Source organism: Paenibacillus sp. FSL R7-0210, from assembly GCF_038009085.1.
In the GTDB taxonomy this organism is placed as follows: domain Bacteria; phylum Bacillota; class Bacilli; order Paenibacillales; family Paenibacillaceae; genus Paenibacillus_AQ; species Paenibacillus_AQ silagei.
In genome coordinates this window covers 31,726-48,224 of sequence record NZ_JBBPAR010000001.1, presented here as the reverse complement: position 1 = coordinate 48,224, position 16,499 = coordinate 31,726, and the positions used below count along the sequence as shown (strand labels likewise).

Sequence of the window (16,499 nt, the reverse complement as noted above, 5' to 3'; positions counted from 1 at the left end):
GGATACCCATGTACTCTTGGCTGTGCGTTATTCCGCATCTACATAAGACGGCAGCAACGCATATACATTCTTATTTTTGCAAAATACCCGGAGGAATTAAGGCCCGCGAAGGAGGAACGATCTTGAATCAATCTGCCAAACCTACACTAGGAGTACAGCTCATAGTCAACAATGAAGCCGAGCTGCTCCCACGTTGCCTAGCTAGTCTGCAGGGCGCCGATGAAATCATCGTGGTCGATACCGGCTCCACGGACCAGTCCGTGGAAATCGCCCGGAGATACGGGGCAACGGTCATTGAAGCCCAGTGGAACCACCATTTCTCAGACGCACGCAATACCGGTCTCTCCCATGCGGCCAGCAGTTGGATACTGGTCCTGGATGCAGATGAAATCCTTCAGACTTCCATAGATTCAATCAAGGAGATTCTCGGAGGCAGCACAGCCGAAGCGTACACGGTGCGCATAGAGAACCTGCTGGGAAGCAGGCCCGAGGATCGTCTGTATCACCATCCTGTGCGGCTGTTCCGGGGTGGGCAGGGCTATCTTTTCAGCGGGAGAATTCACGAAAGTGTAGAGTCCTCTATTCTCACAAAACATGGGTCCGCCTCCATTGAGGCCAGTCCAATAGAGATTCTTCACTTCGGCTACCTGCCCCCGGTTATGAGCGCCAAGCATAAAATCAGCCGCAACGAGCACCTGCTGCGGCTTGCGCTTGCGGAAGAGCCTGACGATGTGTTCAGCCGTTATAATCTGGCAGTCACCTGCTGTCAGGACGGACGGCTGGAGGAAGCCGGAGAACTGCTGCGCCAGAGTCTTACCCTCGCTCCGCTTCAGGCTTCTTACCGTCCCTCGATCATTCGCGATCTGTGCAAAATCGATCTGGCCGCCGGTCATGTGAAAGCGGTCGACAGCCTGCTGACCCGCGAGCTGACACGTTATGGAGATTATCCCGACCTGCATTACATGCAGGGCCAGTCGTGGGAGAGCCAAGGATTCTATGAGCGCGCCGTCCAGTCTTACCAGCACGCCATAGATACCTCGTCTGCCCCGGCTCCGCGCAGAGCATACGTCACTGAACAGGGCATGGACAGCTTCCGCCCGCTGCACCGGATGGGGGCCATTTTCCAGCAGCTCGGGAAGCAAAAGGAGGCCGCGCAGCTGTACCATCGTGCGCTTCAGCAGCACTCCCTGTATCTCCCCGCTTTGGAGGGGATCGCTGCTGCTTTTCAGGAGCTGGAGGTGCCGGAGGGAGAGATCGCCGCACTCTTAATACAGTTGACCGGCACAGCACAGCGTGCTGCCAGAACCGCAATTATCGGTACTTTATATCGGCTGGGCGCTTATAAGGCAATTGCAGAGCTGCCGCCTGCGGTCTGCCCGCTGGAGGAGGACACCTTGCTGTTCCTGCTGTCTTCCTGGATCATTACCGGAAAATATCATACGTTCAGGAAGACAGCCGACAAGCTGCGGGCCGGCACTCTACAGCTCTCAGCCGGAGGATTGAACACAGAAACGGTGCGGCAGCTATGGCTCCTTGAAGCCATGGTGACATGGGAACTGGGCGAGAAGCTGCAAGAGGAGCTCTGGCTGCAATCACCTGCGGAAGTGCGTTCCGAATTGCTGGAGATCGATGCAAGGTTGTCGTCCGATGCTGCCGTGCAGCAAGCGGAGTTCGCCGCCTTCGGGGAATCCCCTCTGCTTGCCGAGGTCATCCGGCTTGCTGTGAAGCACCAGTTCATCGCGCTGGGCAAGCGGCTCGTTGAACGCTTCCCAGCGCATACAAGCACTCTGGCAGAGGCGCTCTATGAGGAAGGCTGGCGTGCAGAGGCGGGGGAACTGTTCATTGGCCTTGCAGGCAGCAAGGAAGCTTCAGGGGCAACCCTACGGTATCTCGGAGAACTGCTCATAGATAAAGGGCATTATGCGGAGGCTGCCAGCTGGTACCGGCTTGCCCTGGGGGAATCGCCTGCAGACGATGCAGTTAGTACCGGACTGGCGCTCTGTTATCTGCATCTGGCGGAGCAGCGCCTCGCAGAAGCTGTAGAACGTCTCCTGGGGGTGGGGCAGCCGGCTCAGGGTCCGCTTCAGGAGGACAGTGCAGCGGTGGCTCAATCCATCGCGGTGCTGCGCCGCACCCCTTGGCATACGAAGTGGAATTACACCCAACGGCAGAGAGGAGCAGGTCTGAGCTAATGACCACGAAACCACACCAACCGCTGATTTCCTTATGCATGATTGTCAAAAATGAAGCCGACAACCTGGCCCGCTGTCTGCGGAGTGCGCGCGGGGCTGCGGATGAAATCATCATTGTGGACACCGGCTCCACCGACGCCACCCGATCCATTGCCCGCAGCTTCGGTGCCCGGATCATCGATTACCCGTGGAACGGGGATTTTGCCGCCGCACGCAATGCCGGGCTGGCCCTGGCACAGGGTACCTGGATTCTGGTGCTGGATGCAGACGAGGAACTGGAGCCTGGGAGCCGGGATGAGCTGCTGGTGTGCGCGAAGCATACGGAGTATGAGGCTTTTTTTGTGCGGATTCATAATCATCAGGGGATGGAGCGCGCTTCGCAGACCCTTACGGTTAACCCGATCCTCCGTATGTTCAAGAACCGCCCGAAGTATCGCTTCAGCGGCATTATTCATGAGCAGATTGCGGCTTCCATTGTGCAGGAGACCCCGGCGGCCGCGATGCATATGAGCACCGTGATTGTTCATCACTACGGCTATGCCGACGGAGTTGTGGAGCGAAAAGACAAAATCAGCCGTAATCTCGGATTGCTGAAGCAGCAGCTGGAGGAGAGTCCCGGAGATGCTTTTCAGCATTTCAATCTGGCGGTTGAATATATGCGGCTTGGCGATTACGGGCAGGCGCTGGAGCATATCGGCACCTCGCTGAACCTGGCCGAGCCGGGCACTAGCTATATTCATCTGCTCTATAAATACAAAGTCCGCTGCCTGGCGGTAACCGGTGATTACCCGGCTGCGCTGGAAGCCTGCGGGCAGGGAAGCTCGCTCTTCCCGGACTATCCCGATCTTCACCATCTCAAAGGTGCGCTGCTGCTGCAGGTCGCAGCCTTAGCCGAAGCCAAGGCTGCGCTATGCCGGGCACTGGAGATCGGAGCCTCCCCTCCCCTCTATCATACAGAATCCGGGTTAGGCACATATCTCACCCACACGCTACTGGGGCAGCTCTGCCAGCAGATCGGCGAAGACCATGAAGCGGCAGCCTGCTTCACCAGGGCAGCCCAGCTCCAGCCGGAGCCCTGGCTGCTGATTCCCCGGCTCACGCGCCTGTTCAAATGCACGGGCCGCGAGCCCGAGCTTCACGGCTGGCTGGCCGGGCAGCTGCCCGGCATCCTGACGGAGCAGCGCCAGGAGCTACTGCGCCTGCTGGTAAGGGATGGCTGTTACACAGCGGCGGCTGATATGCTTGAGGGCGGTGTGGGGTCTGGTGTGGCGGCGGGAGCGGTGGATGCTACGGCGCAGAGTGCGGGTGAGATCGATGCTGGGGTAGGTGCTGGAGCGGTAGATGATGCAGCGCTTGAGGTGCCGCCTAGCGCTGATTTGTTGAAGCTGTTGCAACGGGCGGAAGCAGCTTCCGCAGCTGAGCTGAGCTACGATGATATCACCGGGCTGCTAAATCATCCTGCAGTTAACCCGGCGGACGGGAACACCTCACTCCCCTTATCTGCTATTGCTGCGGCTGTGCAGCCCTTGATTCTTTTGGCTGACAAGGTTCTGGCTGCGCTCGCAACCTCGGCAATCTATTCACCAGCGGCTGCGGCAGTCCGTCTTACACTTCCGCTTCCCAGATCAACCGATTAGTATGTCATCAGATGATCGGAGTTGCGATAAGCCTTAATTGTATTTGGTACAACTAAAACGCCTGATTGCTCGCCAATTTCCGGTTTAGTTGTACTTCGTACATTTAAACATCCGTTGATTCTTCCCTCTCCCCTTTTTGGGCAGATTTAGTTGTACAGACTACAGTTATACAATGAAAGTGTGCCTTTTCGCTCGTTTTAGGTGTACGTTCTGCAACTATCCCTGCATAGTCCGTTTTTATTCAGCAGAGTGTCAGTTGCCTGGGCGTTGCGGACTGAGGAGCGTTTATTTTGCAGAAAACGCATGACTGGGAAGAGTTACGGACTCCACGGCGCTTAAAGGCGGATATGCTGCCTTAAATCATCGGTTAGAGTGATAATAGGTTCCTCTGAGTCCGCAACTCCGTAAAAAGTGCTGTTTTTTTGAAAATAACGGCTCTCCAGTCCGTCAGGGTATACCCGCTTGCTTTGCACTCCCGCTTTTTCAATCAGATACTGTTAGAAAGGAGCGTATAGACCATGGATACTCCCGGGATCTCGCTCTGCATGATCGTAAGGAATGAGGCGCAACATCTGGAGCAATGCCTCCTGTCTGTTCAGGGTATGGTCTCGGAGATTATTATCGCGGATACCGGATCAGAGGATAACAGTATGGCTATCGCCGGCAGGTTCGGTGCCCGGGTAATCAGGCTGCCCTGGGAACACGATTTCTCCAAAGCCCGTAATCATACCCTACAGCTGGCCTCCTATGGGTGGATTCTGGTGCTGGATGCAGATGAAGCCCTTGCTGACTGGAAGCCAGAGGAGTTAAAGCTTCTGCTGGAATCGGAGCATGCGGACGGGTATTTCCTGCCTTTTATTCATTATGTAGGTGATGCCTCCGGGCGCGAATACGTGACAGACAATGTGTGCAGACTCTTCCGAAACGATGTACGTATCTGTTTTCGCGGCAGCATTCATGAAGAGGTAGCCTCCAGCATCTGGAGCCTCCCCGGAGGACATATTGCTTATGCCCGTCTGCCTGTCCACCATTACGGCTATCTGGATGATGAGCTTCAGCGCAAAAATAAAGCCAGCCGCAATCTGGAGCTGATCCATGCTGCGCTAGAGCTTGAGCCCGGCAGTGTTCCCCTGCGGTACGCACTGGGGACGGAATATTACCAGCAGGGCAAGTACCCGGCTGCGGCGAACCTGCTACTGCCGCTGCTGGAAGAAGCTCCGCCCGACTCCGGCTATACCGCCGACCTGTATCTCAAAACAGCCTTTGCCCTCCAAGCGGGCGGGCGGCCTGCGGACGCGGAGTCTGTCTATCAGGCCGGGATTGGGCTGTACGCAGATTTCACTGATCTGCTGGAGAGCTATGCGGGTCTGCTGCTGGAGCAAGGGCAGGTATGGCGGGCATACCCTCTGCTCCAGCAGGCGCTGGACAGCGGGGATACCGCACATAAATACCCTTCCTCCTCCGGCAGCGGAACCTACCGCACCCGCCTTTCCGCCGGGCGGGTCTGCGAGCGGCTGTTCCTCTACTCGGAAGCAATGGAGCATTACAGACAGGCGATCGGCTACGCGCCTGATGACGTAACCGCCTGGGAGCAGCTGGCCACGCTGTGCCTGCTGTCCGGGCAAGCGGAGCAGCTGACAGTGTTCACGCGTCAGCTGCTCCCTGCCCTGCCCCGGCGAGTGCTGATCCGGCTGGTGCCGGCCGCACTCAATGCCCGCGCCGCCCCGTGGCTGGCGGCGCTTCTCGCAGCACCGCATCTGCCGGAGGATATCCGGCAGGTGCTTCAGGTGCTGCTGGGGACGCTGTTCCGCGACCCGGAACAGCCCGGGGCCGCATCCGCTGAGCTTGCGCGGATGCAGAGAGGCGCGCCGGATAACCCGTGGGTATCCGGCTATCTGTGGGCCTTGTCCTGCCGCAACAGCGGGATCGCCGCGGCAGGACAAGGCCTGGGGCGGCTGGCGGAGCTGCCGCCCGGGCTTGCAGCCATGCACCGCCGGCTGGCGGGGCAGCAGCCCGGCCCGGCGGAGCATCGGGCAGGCTCTAACAGCATGCAGGAGCGCCAAGTCGCCTCCCCCCATGCTGAAACCAGCCATTCCAGGCTGCCACAATGCCAAGCCGAAGAACAAGAAGACCCTTCTGTTCCGGCAGAATGTTCCTTCCCGGCCCCCGATATCGGCAGCTTAGCCGATTCGGAATACCGCGCAGACACACCGCTTAGCTCTACAGATTTTTCTTACACAGCACAACTGCTGCTTCAAGCAGGCGCTTGGGACACACTGCTCCTGCTTCTGCTTGACAGGCCGCTTGGCGCTGCACACTTTCTCTGGAGCAGACTTCCCCTGCCACTGCTGCAAGGAATGCTGCATGCACCTGCTTCATTTAGATTACAGTGGTGTGCGGAATATACCGGGCAATCTCAGCACCATAGATTGCCCGGGGATGCTGCCGAATGGCTGCTCTATGCAGCCATAGCTCAATCCTGCGGGCAAGCTCCACAGCTTACGTCAGACGATGAACAGACGCTACTGCAATCCGGCAGCGCTGCCGCAATCACTGGCCTCAGTTATTACATGCTGCTGCTTGCAGCGGAGGTTCACCCGGAGGGGAGCATCGCCGCTACTGGAAGCATTCCGTGGCTGCTGCTTGTGAAGTCGGTGCTTCAGGGTGGGGATGACGGGAGGTAACAATGTCTGAAGCTCCGCTTGGTTTCAAAGCTTTACTCATTAATACTCCCTTGCAACTGCGTTTCAAACATATGCGCCAAGACATCAATGAACTCAATCATGACGGGAACTGAATTGTCTTTGCCGCCCAATGTTTGGAATGTAATTTTTGACTTTTGCAAATCAACTGTATAAGAAACAATTTCATTATCATGAATATTTTGCATTCGTCCCCAACCTCCCAGTGAAAATCCTGCTCAAAATACAACATTACCCTGCTCATCCCGGCTACATTCCAAAATTACTGCATAAAAAGCAGGATTTTTCATCCTCCAAACGCTTAGCGGGGGCAATTCTTGCATTTTATACAACAACTCTATCATATCCCCGGATATCCCGGTTTCCGAGTTGCAATTTGTACAACATTATGGGAATACAGGGGGAATAACATTAATTGAATGACGCATTCCTCTCCGGCACCACGACAAAAAAGGCCCCGTCATAAGCCAAGGCCTCATTCCTCCTGTATTCACCTACGATAAGCCGACAAGCTTACCACCGGTCGGTCATCCTTACCGGCTTGATAACGCCTGCACCGAGTTCCAGTCTGTCGATGCATAACATGCGGTTGCCCGGCTCCCGGTCTCCGATGAGTCTGCGGTGATAGACGATCAGCCATTCATCGCGCTCCGGCAGATGCAAATATCCATGATGGCCGGGGCCTTCCGCCACCGGCTCCTGCCTCTCCAGTATGGTCCCCAGGTTCGGGAATGGACCAAGCGGGTTGTCGCTTACGCCATAAGCGACCCGGTAGGTCCCGTTGGTCCATCCGCCCATTGACCACATCAGATAATACAGGCCGTCCTTCTTGATCATACACGGCCCCTCCACATAACCCGGCGGAGTGACGGAACGGATGACCTCTCCGTCCGGGAACGGAACAAACCCCGTCATCTCCTCATTCATCCGGGCCACGTTGCAATGGCCCCAGCCCCCGTAATACAGATAGATTGCACCGTCATCATCCTTGAACAGATGAGCGTCGATCGGCTGTGCGCCGTGAATGAACCCGCCGATCAGCGGCCGGTGGAGATACCCTCTGTAGGGGCCTTCGGGAGCATCCGCAACAGCAATCTCCAGCCCGCCGGCTTCGCCGTCCTTCTGGATATCGTTCGAGGCAAAGACCAGATAATGCCGGCCGTGATGCTCAATCTGGGTCGGAGCCCATACCGCTCTCCAGATCCAGGGGAAATCATCCATTTCGATGATCCCCTCGTGGGTCGTCCAATGAATCAGGTCAACGGAGCTGAAGGCATCCAGATTCATCTGCCGGGTATATTCCGTGAAGGATCTGGTGGCATACACATAATGCCTCCCCCCATATGTTCTGGCCTCCGGGTCAGCATACCAGCCCGGGATAACCGGGTTCGTAATTCCGCGCAAGCGAATCTCCTCCTTTGCTCTGCACTAGCGAATTCAATAGCTGTACAGGCCACTTCCTTCCCGTTCCCGGACCCAGACCTGCATGAAACCAGGCTCCCTGTTGTCCCAAGCATAATAGGGGATGAACCTGAGCGGCCTGCCGTCTGCATCCCGGCTCTGCAGCACCGTCACCCCGCCCAGCAGCTCCGGCAGATGCTTCACCCGAAACCTCGCTCCGGCCGGCAGGGAGAAGGCATCATAGGAACTGCCGGGATGGTCCGTCTGCTCCAGACAATATACAACGGGTCCCCGCTGTACAGCAACCCTCCCTCTGTCCGCCTCCACCTCCGGTCTGGCCCGCACCTTATTCACGGGCAGCTCCAGCTCAAGCACCACCGTATCCCCCGGCGACCAGTTCCGCTCCAGCACGATATACCCCTGATGCGTCAAGGCTTCCGCCTCCCCGATGCTGATGCCTCCCGCTTCTACTAGGTATCCGCTGCACCACTCCGGTACCCGCAGCCGGATACTGAATTCGGCGCTTGCAGCAAGGTTCACCTCAAGCTCTATCCGGCCATCCCAGGGATACCGGGTGCTTACCTTCAGCCTGACACCCAGCCCGCTGCCGAGCACCAGTTCCGCTTCGCTGTTCATATATTGATTCACCGCCAGGCCATCCTCTGTAACAGCATAGGCGTACTGGCCCAGGGATGGCAGAAAGCGGGCCAGATTGGTCGGACAGCAAGAGGTTTCAAACCATGGGACACGATGATGCCCGCCCTGGGAAGCAAGCGGATTCTCATAGAAGTACTTATCCCCGGACAGGGAGATTCCTGACAAGGCGCCATTATAAAGCTCACGTTCCACCACATCGGCATATTTACCGTCCCCGAACGTCAGATTCATCCGGTGATTCCAGAACACCATGGCAATGGCGGCGCAGGTCTCGCAATAGGCGGTCTCATTGGGCAGATCATAATCGGAGGTGAAACCTTCATTGTGCCTGGACGGCCCAATGCCGCCCGTTACATACATGTTGCGCTCCACCGTATGTGTCCAGACCCGGTGCAGAGCCTCCGAATAAGCCGAATCTCCAGAAGTATGGACAATATCCGCCATGGCCGTATACAGATACATGGCACGGACGGCATGGCCGGTGACCTGCTTAATATCGCGGACGGGGACATCGTCCTGGCAATAGGCCGGTCCCCACTCCGGATTATCCCAGATCGCGCCAACACCATAGCCATGGCCGCGCTCCTCCAGCAGCCAGAGTGCCAGCTTCCAGTAGCGCTCACTCTGCGTCACGCGGTACAGCTTCACCAGTGCCAGCTCGATCTCCTCATGCCCCTCCACCCAGTGCCGCTTGCCGGGGCCGAACACCTCGTCAACATGATCGGCCAGACGGCAGGCTACCTCCAGCAGCTCGCGCTTGCCGGTGGCTTCATAATAGGCAACCGCCGCTTCGATCAGATGGCCGCCGTTATACATCTCGTGCTTCTCCATGTCCGTCCACTTGCCCTGGGGATTCTCCAGGGTAAAGTACGCACACAGATACCCGTCTTCTTCCTGCGCAGCCGAGATCAGCCCGATGATCCGGTCAGCCTCAGCCTCCAGCGCCGCATCCCGCTCTGACATCAGCGCATAGGCAATGCCTTCAAGCACCTTGTAGACATCTGAGTCGTTATAATATTTGCCTTCGTAATGCCCTTCCAGCAGTCCTGCTGCCTTGGCGAAGTTATTGATGCGGCCGGTCTCCTCACATTTGGACAGGCAATCCGGCAGCGTGGTCTGCCGGAGCACCTTCAGACGCGGCTTCCAGAACTCGTCATTGATAGTTACACAGGTGAAGGACACATCTTGCCAGGTATGAATCTTCGATTGTTGCTCTGCCATTTCTGTTCCCCGCCTCCTTTATCCTTTTAATCCCGTTAAGGTTATGCCCTCCAGGAAGTACCGCTGTCCGGCCAGAAACACAATGACGCAGGGCAGAACGACGGTCGCCGAGGCCGCCATCAGCAGATCCCACTGCGCGGTATAGGTGCCCTGGAACATTTGCAGGCCCAGCGCAAGGGTGAACCATTTGTCGCTTTTCAGATAGATCAACGGTCCCATGAAGTCATTCCAGGAGGCCAGGAAGCTGAACAAGGCCACTACGATAATCGCGGAACGGCTTAGGGGAAAGATGATCCGGGTATAGATCTGCCAGTAATTCGCCCCGTCCACATAGGCAGCTTCATCGAAATCGCGCGGAATGGTCAGATAGAATTGCCGGAGCAGGAAAATATTGAAGATCCCCCCGCCGAAATAAGCGGGCACAATCAGCGGATACAACGTATCGTAGAACCCCATCATCTGCCAGCCCAAAAAGCTTGGGATCATCGTCACCGCCGCCGGCAGCATCATGCTGGTCATCAGGACCGCGAACACCGCATCCCTGCCCTTCCACGGAATCCGTGAGAATCCGAAGGCTCCGATGCTGCTCGTAATTACGGTTCCCACCAGCACGGTGACCACGATGATGAGCGTATTCTTGAAGAAGACATCGAACGGCAACACCGTAAGCGCCTTATGGAAATTGCCCCATTGAAACGGCTTCGGTATCCATTCGGGGGGCATGGTGAATATCTGCGATAAATTCATCAGCGAGCTGCGGATCAGCCAGACAAACGGAATGATGAACATACAGGAGATTAGGATCAGCGCCCCGTAACCTGCGGTAAGTGAAAGCTTCGATGGCCTCAAGCCCGGCCCCCCCCTTCGTAATACACCCATGACTTCGAGGTTCTGAAGACGATGAAGGTGAAGAACAGAATAATGACGAACAAGATCCAGGCCAGCGCGGACGCATACCCCATCTCGGCATCCCGGAAGCCTGTTCTCCACAAATAAAATACATAGAACAAACTCCGGTTATTCGGTCCGCCCTGCGTCAGAATGTAGGCTTCGTTGAAGACCTGGAAGGAACCGATAATCGTCATGATTGTATTGAAAAAGATTGTCGGGGTGACCATCGGAACCGTCACATGGCTCAGCTTACGGAACCAGCCCCCTCCATCCACCTCAATGGCCTCATAATACTGCCGGGGGATGCCGGATAGTCCGGCGAGGAAAATAATCACCGTGCTGCCGATCCCCCAGAGCGTGGTAAGTACGACCGAGGGGATCACGCTGCCTTCGCCGTACAGCCAGTTGCTGGTCGGCAGATGCAAGCGGCTCAGCAGTGAATTGATGAGGCCCAGGTCAGGGTTAAGCAGCCACATCCAGATCATGGCCGAGGCCACCGCCGGAACAATGCTCGGCAGGTAGATGATCGTACGGAAGATAGCCCTTCCCTTTACATTGAGATTCAGCAGCAGCGCAATCCCGAAGGAGATGAGAATCACCGCAGGCACACGCAACACGACGAAATAGAAGGTGATCCCCAGCGATTTATAGAACAGCTCATCTTCACCTGAGAACAGCCGCAGGTAATTATCCAGACCGGTGAAAGCGGTCTGCTCTTTGAACACATTATAGTTAGTCATGCTGAGCACCAGGCTGGCGATCATGGGACCCAGCGTAAAAATGGCAAACCCAAGGATGGCGGGGGCGGTGAACAGCAGCCCGTAGAACATTCCTTTTCGCATACTGGCCTCCAGTCTTGTTGATTATTCCTTGATATCGCGCCGTCCCTTAATCTGGGCCTGGACCTTTGCCGCGATGGAGTCCATCGCTTCCTGGGCCGTCTGCTGGCCGAGCCACACCTTATCCAGCGCAGGATTGACCAAGTCCATAATATTGTTGAAATTCTTCACATAGCCGGTCGGGGTCTGATGCCCTTTGGTCAGAATCACATCGACAATGGCTTCCTTATAGCCGGACGGTCTGGCGTCCAGATTCTCCGTCCATTTGGCCAGTAGCGCAGGATCGGTGTACCAGTCCTTGGGAGATGGCATCCAGGTTCCGGCTGTAAGCATGTCAATGGAGGCTTCGGGATCGAGCAGCGCCTTCAGCAGCTCCCAGGTCTCCTGGGGATGCTTGGTGGATTTAAAAATGGAGAACATGCCGCAGACCACGGTGGTGACCGGCTCCTTCATTACAGGCATGACCCCGACATTGAAGTTGAACTTCGACTGGGCGAGGCCTGCACTGGCCCATTGCCCGTCTACCGTCATCGCTACCTTTTTGGTCTGGAGCGCCACATTGGTGGCCGGAATGTTCTTGGACTGCACTGGTGAAGGAGAGACATGGTGGACATTCATCAGGTCGGATATTTTCTGGAGCGCCTCCACCGCCTCCGGCTGGTTCAGCCCGAAGGTTTTACCGTCTGCAGAGATGAAATCCCCGCCGTTGGAATAGATGAAGTTGCTGTACACCCCCCACCAGGTGGAGATATTTGCTCCATATTGCTTGATTCTGGTCGGATCGAAGCCTTCCTGGTCCGCTGTTTTGCCGTTCATGTCCACGGTCAGCTTCTTGGCAACCTCGACGAATTCATCCCAGGTCCAGGCATCCGCCACATTGGACGGAGGAGGTTCAATACCGGCGTCCTTGAAGATATCCTCATTGTAGAACAAGGCGAAGGATTCGGGGCCGGGGCCGATTCCGATAACATTGCCCGGCTCCAGGGAATAGGTAATATTGGGAACCAGTGTATCCGGACTGATGTCGGCATCCGTATCCAGGAATTCCTGAAGATTATAGAATTTGCCCTGCTCCGCCATCGGAAAAGCAATGGTGCCCGATTCCATCATGGCAATGTCCGGAACATCATTCCCGGCGACCATGGTCGTCAGCTTAGTATCATAATCGGCGGCAATATGCTGAAGCTCGACCTTGACGCTCGGATGCTTGGCCTCGAAATTCTGAATCGCTTTTTTATAAGGAGCCACTTCCTCCGGCGAGCCCCAGACCGTCATCCGCAGCTTAATATTCTCCTTCGATCCGGAATTCCCGGAAGATGCGGAAGTGTCAGGGCTTGCAGTATTAGACTTTGAGCACGCAGACAGCACGGCGGCAAGCATCAGAACCAGAGCCAATGTGATGAAGACTGATTTCCTGGGTTGCGACATATTCGGAAGCCCCTCTCGATTTCTAAGTTCAACGGGTTCATAGCTGCAGTCTATGATGTCTTTATTATAAAATATAAGATAGCGCTTACATAACCCTAATCTCTTTGGATTGGTGGACCGGGATTGGCTTATAGCGGCAAAGTAATCACTACCTTCGTGCCTGTCCCCGGAGTCGAGAAGATGGATATCCCGTACTCGCCGCCGTAGGTCATCTGAATGCGGTCAATAGTATTCTTAATGCCCACGGAGGAAGATTTCTGATAAAGAATCCTGTGTATCGTCTCATCACTCATGCCCCGGCCGTTGTCAGCTACCTCGTAATGCCGGGTTCTGCCGTTAATCCAGCCGCGGATTCCAATGAGTCCGCCAGAGCCGATCTGATCGAAGCCGTGAAGAATCGCATTCTCCACAAAGGGCTGGAACAGCAGTCTCGGCACATCGTACGCCAATAGCCGCGGGTCCATATCATACTCCACGGTGAACTTGTCCTCGAAGCGGATTGACATAATATAGAAGTAATTACTCATCCAGCTCATCTCTTCGGACAAAGGTACGGCGTCCCATGTCTTCCGGGAGGTATAATGCAGCATGTTGGACAGACAGACAAGCATCCTGCTAAGCTCCTGCTGATCATTCTCAATTGCCGTCCAGTTCATCACATTCAGCGTATTGTACAGGAAGTGCGGATGCATCTGCATATTCAGCGCCTGTATCTCAGCCTCTTTCTCCTTCAGCTTGATCTCGTAATTCTCCGTCACCAACAGCTGAATCCGGTCATTCATCCGGTTGAAGCGCTGCGTCAGCACGCCGAACTCGTCATGGCTCACCACATCCACGCGGGTCTGGAAATCTCCCTCGCCCACCGATCTCATCGCGCTGAGCAGCCGCTTGATGGGCTTAGTGATTTTACCTGCAATGAAATAAGCGAGGATCAGAGCCACAATCCCCATCACAACAGCCAGTACAGTAATAGATGTCCGGATCACCGGCACCAGGCTGCTCACCAGCCCTGCCTCTGGTATCCACACCACAGACATCCAGCCGGTCACCTCCGAACGGTCGAAGCAGACGATCACCGCTTCGCCGTCCAGCTTCATTCTCCGTGCCCCGCTGTTCTCCCGCTGCAGCTTGTCCAGCCCTGCCTCCTTATAGATCTGTGCAACCTGACCCGGCTCACTGCTGGCGACTACCCTGTCCTGCGGATCAAGCACCATGTAGCGCGAGTTCCCCGGAAGGCTGTCTGCATACAAGGATTTAAGCACCTCGGATTTGAAGCTTATGGCAAGTACGGGGCGCTCCACTCCGGCATCCATTTTGGCAAGCTTCGTATTGCTCAGATAGGTGAAATCCAGCAGGCGTGTAGCCGAGAAGAGATAACGGAACTCCAGATTCCCGCCTTGCAAATAGGACTGGTTGAACATGGACGCGAACTCATAAGTAGGTATCCATACCAGCTTCCCTCCCGCCTGCCGGGCCATACGGTATATATCCGATTGCGTCGGTTCTCCTTGAGGCAGGGGTTGTCCGAAGGTGAAGTAGGAGGTCCATAGCTGGTAGGCAAAGATATCCTGGTTCTGGGAAAAGGTTTTGCCGAGCACAGCCGTCACCTGCCGGTCGGCTGCGAACAGCTCCGCTTCATTCGCGGGGTCCAGCTGGTTGAAGATGCGGAACAGATCCTTATCGAGGAACAAGGACATGCTGTTCTGGTCCACGATCCGCAGCTTGGTGTCCATGACTTCATTATTCTTCCTGACAATCTCATATACATTCTTCTGCGCCTGCTCTGTGATAATCTTCAGGCTGGTCCGGTAGAATAAAGCCCCCAGAACGAGCAGGGGAATGGCGATCAGCAGAATATAGCTGGCCAGCAGCCGGTAACGGAAGGTGATCTTCATGCCTCACGTTTCCTTTGCGACAGCGCATGCTTATAGGCTTTGGGCGACATGCCGTAATACTTCTTGAATACGCGGCAAAAATATTTCGTATCCTGAAATCCGCATTCCAGGGATATCTCATATATTCGGAGCGGCTCCCCGGCAAGCAGTACCTTGGCCCGCTTCATCCGGGCCGCCGTCACATGCTCCGAGAACGTTTTTCCCGTCCTGTTCTTGATCAGTGTACTGAAATAAGAGGGGTTAAAATGGAAATGCTCAGCTGCCCGCTCCAGTGTAAGCTCCTCCTTCATATGCTGCTGTATCCAGCTTAGGCATTCAGCGATCATGCTCTCCCCCTGATCCTGCCGGGATACGGTTAAGGCCAAATGCGCTTCCCGGAGTGCCTGCCCCAACTGGGCCACCAGCTCCGGGTACGAGCGGCATGAGCGGATAAGCAGCGTAGCCGTACCGGTCAGCATCTGCTGCGCTCTCTTATCCAGAATGTCCTGATGCTCACTCCGGATCTGCAGCAGCATTAGCGATGCCTGTTCCTTCAGCAGCATAGGGCTGGCATGTCCACCGTCTGCAAGCTGGCAGAGGGCTTCCACACAAGCTTCCAGAACAAGCGCAGCATCATCCATTTTCAACGCCTCATAGACCTTGCTCCAGTCAGGAACGGCCTCGCGGTAAGAAAACCTGATCTCATCTGAAAACAGCAGCCCCTGCCGGAAATCATAGAAGTTGTAACTGTTGGCCGTTCTGGCTGCCAGATAGGATCGCGGCGCTTCTTCCCGGAGGGAACGGCATTCCGGGCCAATCCCGTGGATGAGCTGTCCGGTATGCGCCCAATCCGCCGCCAAGGAACGGGCAATGGACCGGGCTTCTTCCCGCTTGTCCCCGGTAAGGGCTTCCAGGGTAATCAAGGTAACGGCGGCAAGAGGGCCGTCCTCCGTCATCCCGCTCAAGGGAATGGTGATGGCTTCCCCCCACCTGCCCCAGGCCTGCTCCAGAGCACGGATGAACACGCCGCTGTCCTGTCTCTCCCCGCTGTCCTGGCAGGAGTTCAGCTCCGAATACACTGCGACACCGCTCTCCCGCAGCCAATCATAACCGTCCAGCTCCGCCAGCTCGGCCAAGGACGCACTGCCGTTCAGCCAGGACAGCATGAGCCGGTTCAGATAGGCGGAAGAAGCGAGCTTAAGCCGGTGCTGCATTTCTTCCTCTTCACGGCGCTGCCTCTTTTCCGCTGTCAGCAGAAGGTCGATCCGGCTTAGGACATCCGCTACCTGGTCAATCTCCACCGGCTTCAGCAGGTAATCATAAGCCCCATAATGAACTGCCTTCTGCGCATACTCGAACAGATTGTAAGCGGATACCATTACGACCTTGGTCCGGATACCTTCAAGCTTAAGCCGTTCCAGAAATTCAAGCCCATCCATTCCGGGCATACGGATATCAGTCAATATAGCTTCCGGGCGGTGGGCTTTCACCATTTCCATAGCGGACAAGCCATCCTGCGCCGCCACCACCTGATCCTCCGGCCGAAGGCGTCCGATCAGATTGACCATCCCTCTAAGATGTCTGGACTCATCATCTACAATCAATATTCTCATTAGTCTCAGCCCCCCCAAGATTGGCTTACAGCCCCTTTCAGCCG

Annotated in this window: 11 protein-coding genes; 3 read left to right on the top strand and 8 right to left on the bottom strand. The window is 56.0% G+C overall.

Annotation, left to right across the window (positions count from 1 at the left end; genetic code table 11):
* The first annotated feature begins 122 nt into the window (after positions 1 to 122).
* From MKY64_RS00250 to MKY64_RS00240, 3 genes are all read left to right on the top strand, one after another.
* Positions 123 to 2,192 carry a glycosyltransferase family 2 protein gene (locus MKY64_RS00250; protein ID WP_340950382.1) on the top strand — a complete coding sequence of 690 codons (2,070 nt, stop codon included), beginning with the start codon at positions 123 to 125 and terminating at the stop codon, positions 2,190 to 2,192.
* The gene (locus tag MKY64_RS00245; RefSeq protein ID WP_340950381.1) at positions 2,192 to 3,829 is read left to right on the top strand and encodes a glycosyltransferase family 2 protein; all 1,638 of its coding nucleotides are present in this window, start codon (positions 2,192 to 2,194) and stop codon (positions 3,827 to 3,829) included. Before MKY64_RS00250 ends, MKY64_RS00245 begins: the two co-directional genes overlap by 1 nt.
* Positions 3,830 to 4,347: 518 nt before the next feature.
* Positions 4,348 to 6,513, top strand: a complete 2,166-nt coding sequence (locus MKY64_RS00240) for a glycosyltransferase (RefSeq protein WP_340950379.1) — start codon at positions 4,348 to 4,350, stop codon at positions 6,511 to 6,513.
* A 32-nt stretch (positions 6,514 to 6,545) separates the two neighbouring features.
* On the opposite strand, the gene MKY64_RS00235 is transcribed toward MKY64_RS00240, so the two are convergent.
* The 8 genes from MKY64_RS00235 to MKY64_RS00200 form a co-directional block, all read right to left on the bottom strand.
* Positions 6,546 to 6,719, bottom strand: a complete 174-nt coding sequence (locus MKY64_RS00235; protein WP_340950378.1) for a hypothetical protein — start codon at positions 6,717 to 6,719, stop codon at positions 6,546 to 6,548.
* Between the two features lie 325 nt (positions 6,720 to 7,044).
* Entirely contained in the window at positions 7,045 to 7,935 is an 891-nt protein-coding gene (locus MKY64_RS00230) for a glycoside hydrolase family 43 protein (protein WP_339250990.1), read from the bottom strand.
* Positions 7,936 to 7,968: 33 nt separating this feature from the next.
* The gene (locus tag MKY64_RS00225) at positions 7,969 to 9,810 is read right to left on the bottom strand and encodes a glycoside hydrolase family 127 protein (protein WP_339250992.1); all 1,842 of its coding nucleotides are present in this window, start codon (positions 9,808 to 9,810) and stop codon (positions 7,969 to 7,971) included.
* A gap of 18 nt (positions 9,811 to 9,828) precedes the next feature.
* A complete protein-coding gene (locus MKY64_RS00220) occupies positions 9,829 to 10,659 on the bottom strand; it encodes a carbohydrate ABC transporter permease (protein ID WP_425355140.1) in 831 nt (276 codons plus the stop codon).
* A complete protein-coding gene (locus MKY64_RS00215; RefSeq protein ID WP_339250994.1) occupies positions 10,656 to 11,543 on the bottom strand; it encodes a carbohydrate ABC transporter permease in 888 nt (295 codons plus the stop codon). The genes MKY64_RS00220 and MKY64_RS00215 overlap by 4 nt, the downstream gene beginning before the upstream one ends.
* 21 nt (positions 11,544 to 11,564) lie before the next feature.
* Positions 11,565 to 12,968 carry an ABC transporter substrate-binding protein gene (locus MKY64_RS00210; protein ID WP_339250996.1) on the bottom strand — a complete coding sequence of 468 codons (1,404 nt, stop codon included), beginning with the start codon at positions 12,966 to 12,968 and terminating at the stop codon, positions 11,565 to 11,567.
* Between the two features lie 128 nt (positions 12,969 to 13,096).
* Positions 13,097 to 14,863, bottom strand: a complete 1,767-nt coding sequence (locus MKY64_RS00205) for a sensor histidine kinase (RefSeq protein ID WP_339250998.1) — start codon at positions 14,861 to 14,863, stop codon at positions 13,097 to 13,099.
* Complete coding sequence (locus MKY64_RS00200) at positions 14,860 to 16,455, bottom strand: response regulator (RefSeq protein ID WP_339251000.1); 1,596 nt, start codon at positions 16,453 to 16,455, stop codon at positions 14,860 to 14,862. The genes MKY64_RS00205 and MKY64_RS00200 overlap by 4 nt, the downstream gene beginning before the upstream one ends.
* Positions 16,456 to 16,499 lie beyond the last annotated feature (44 nt).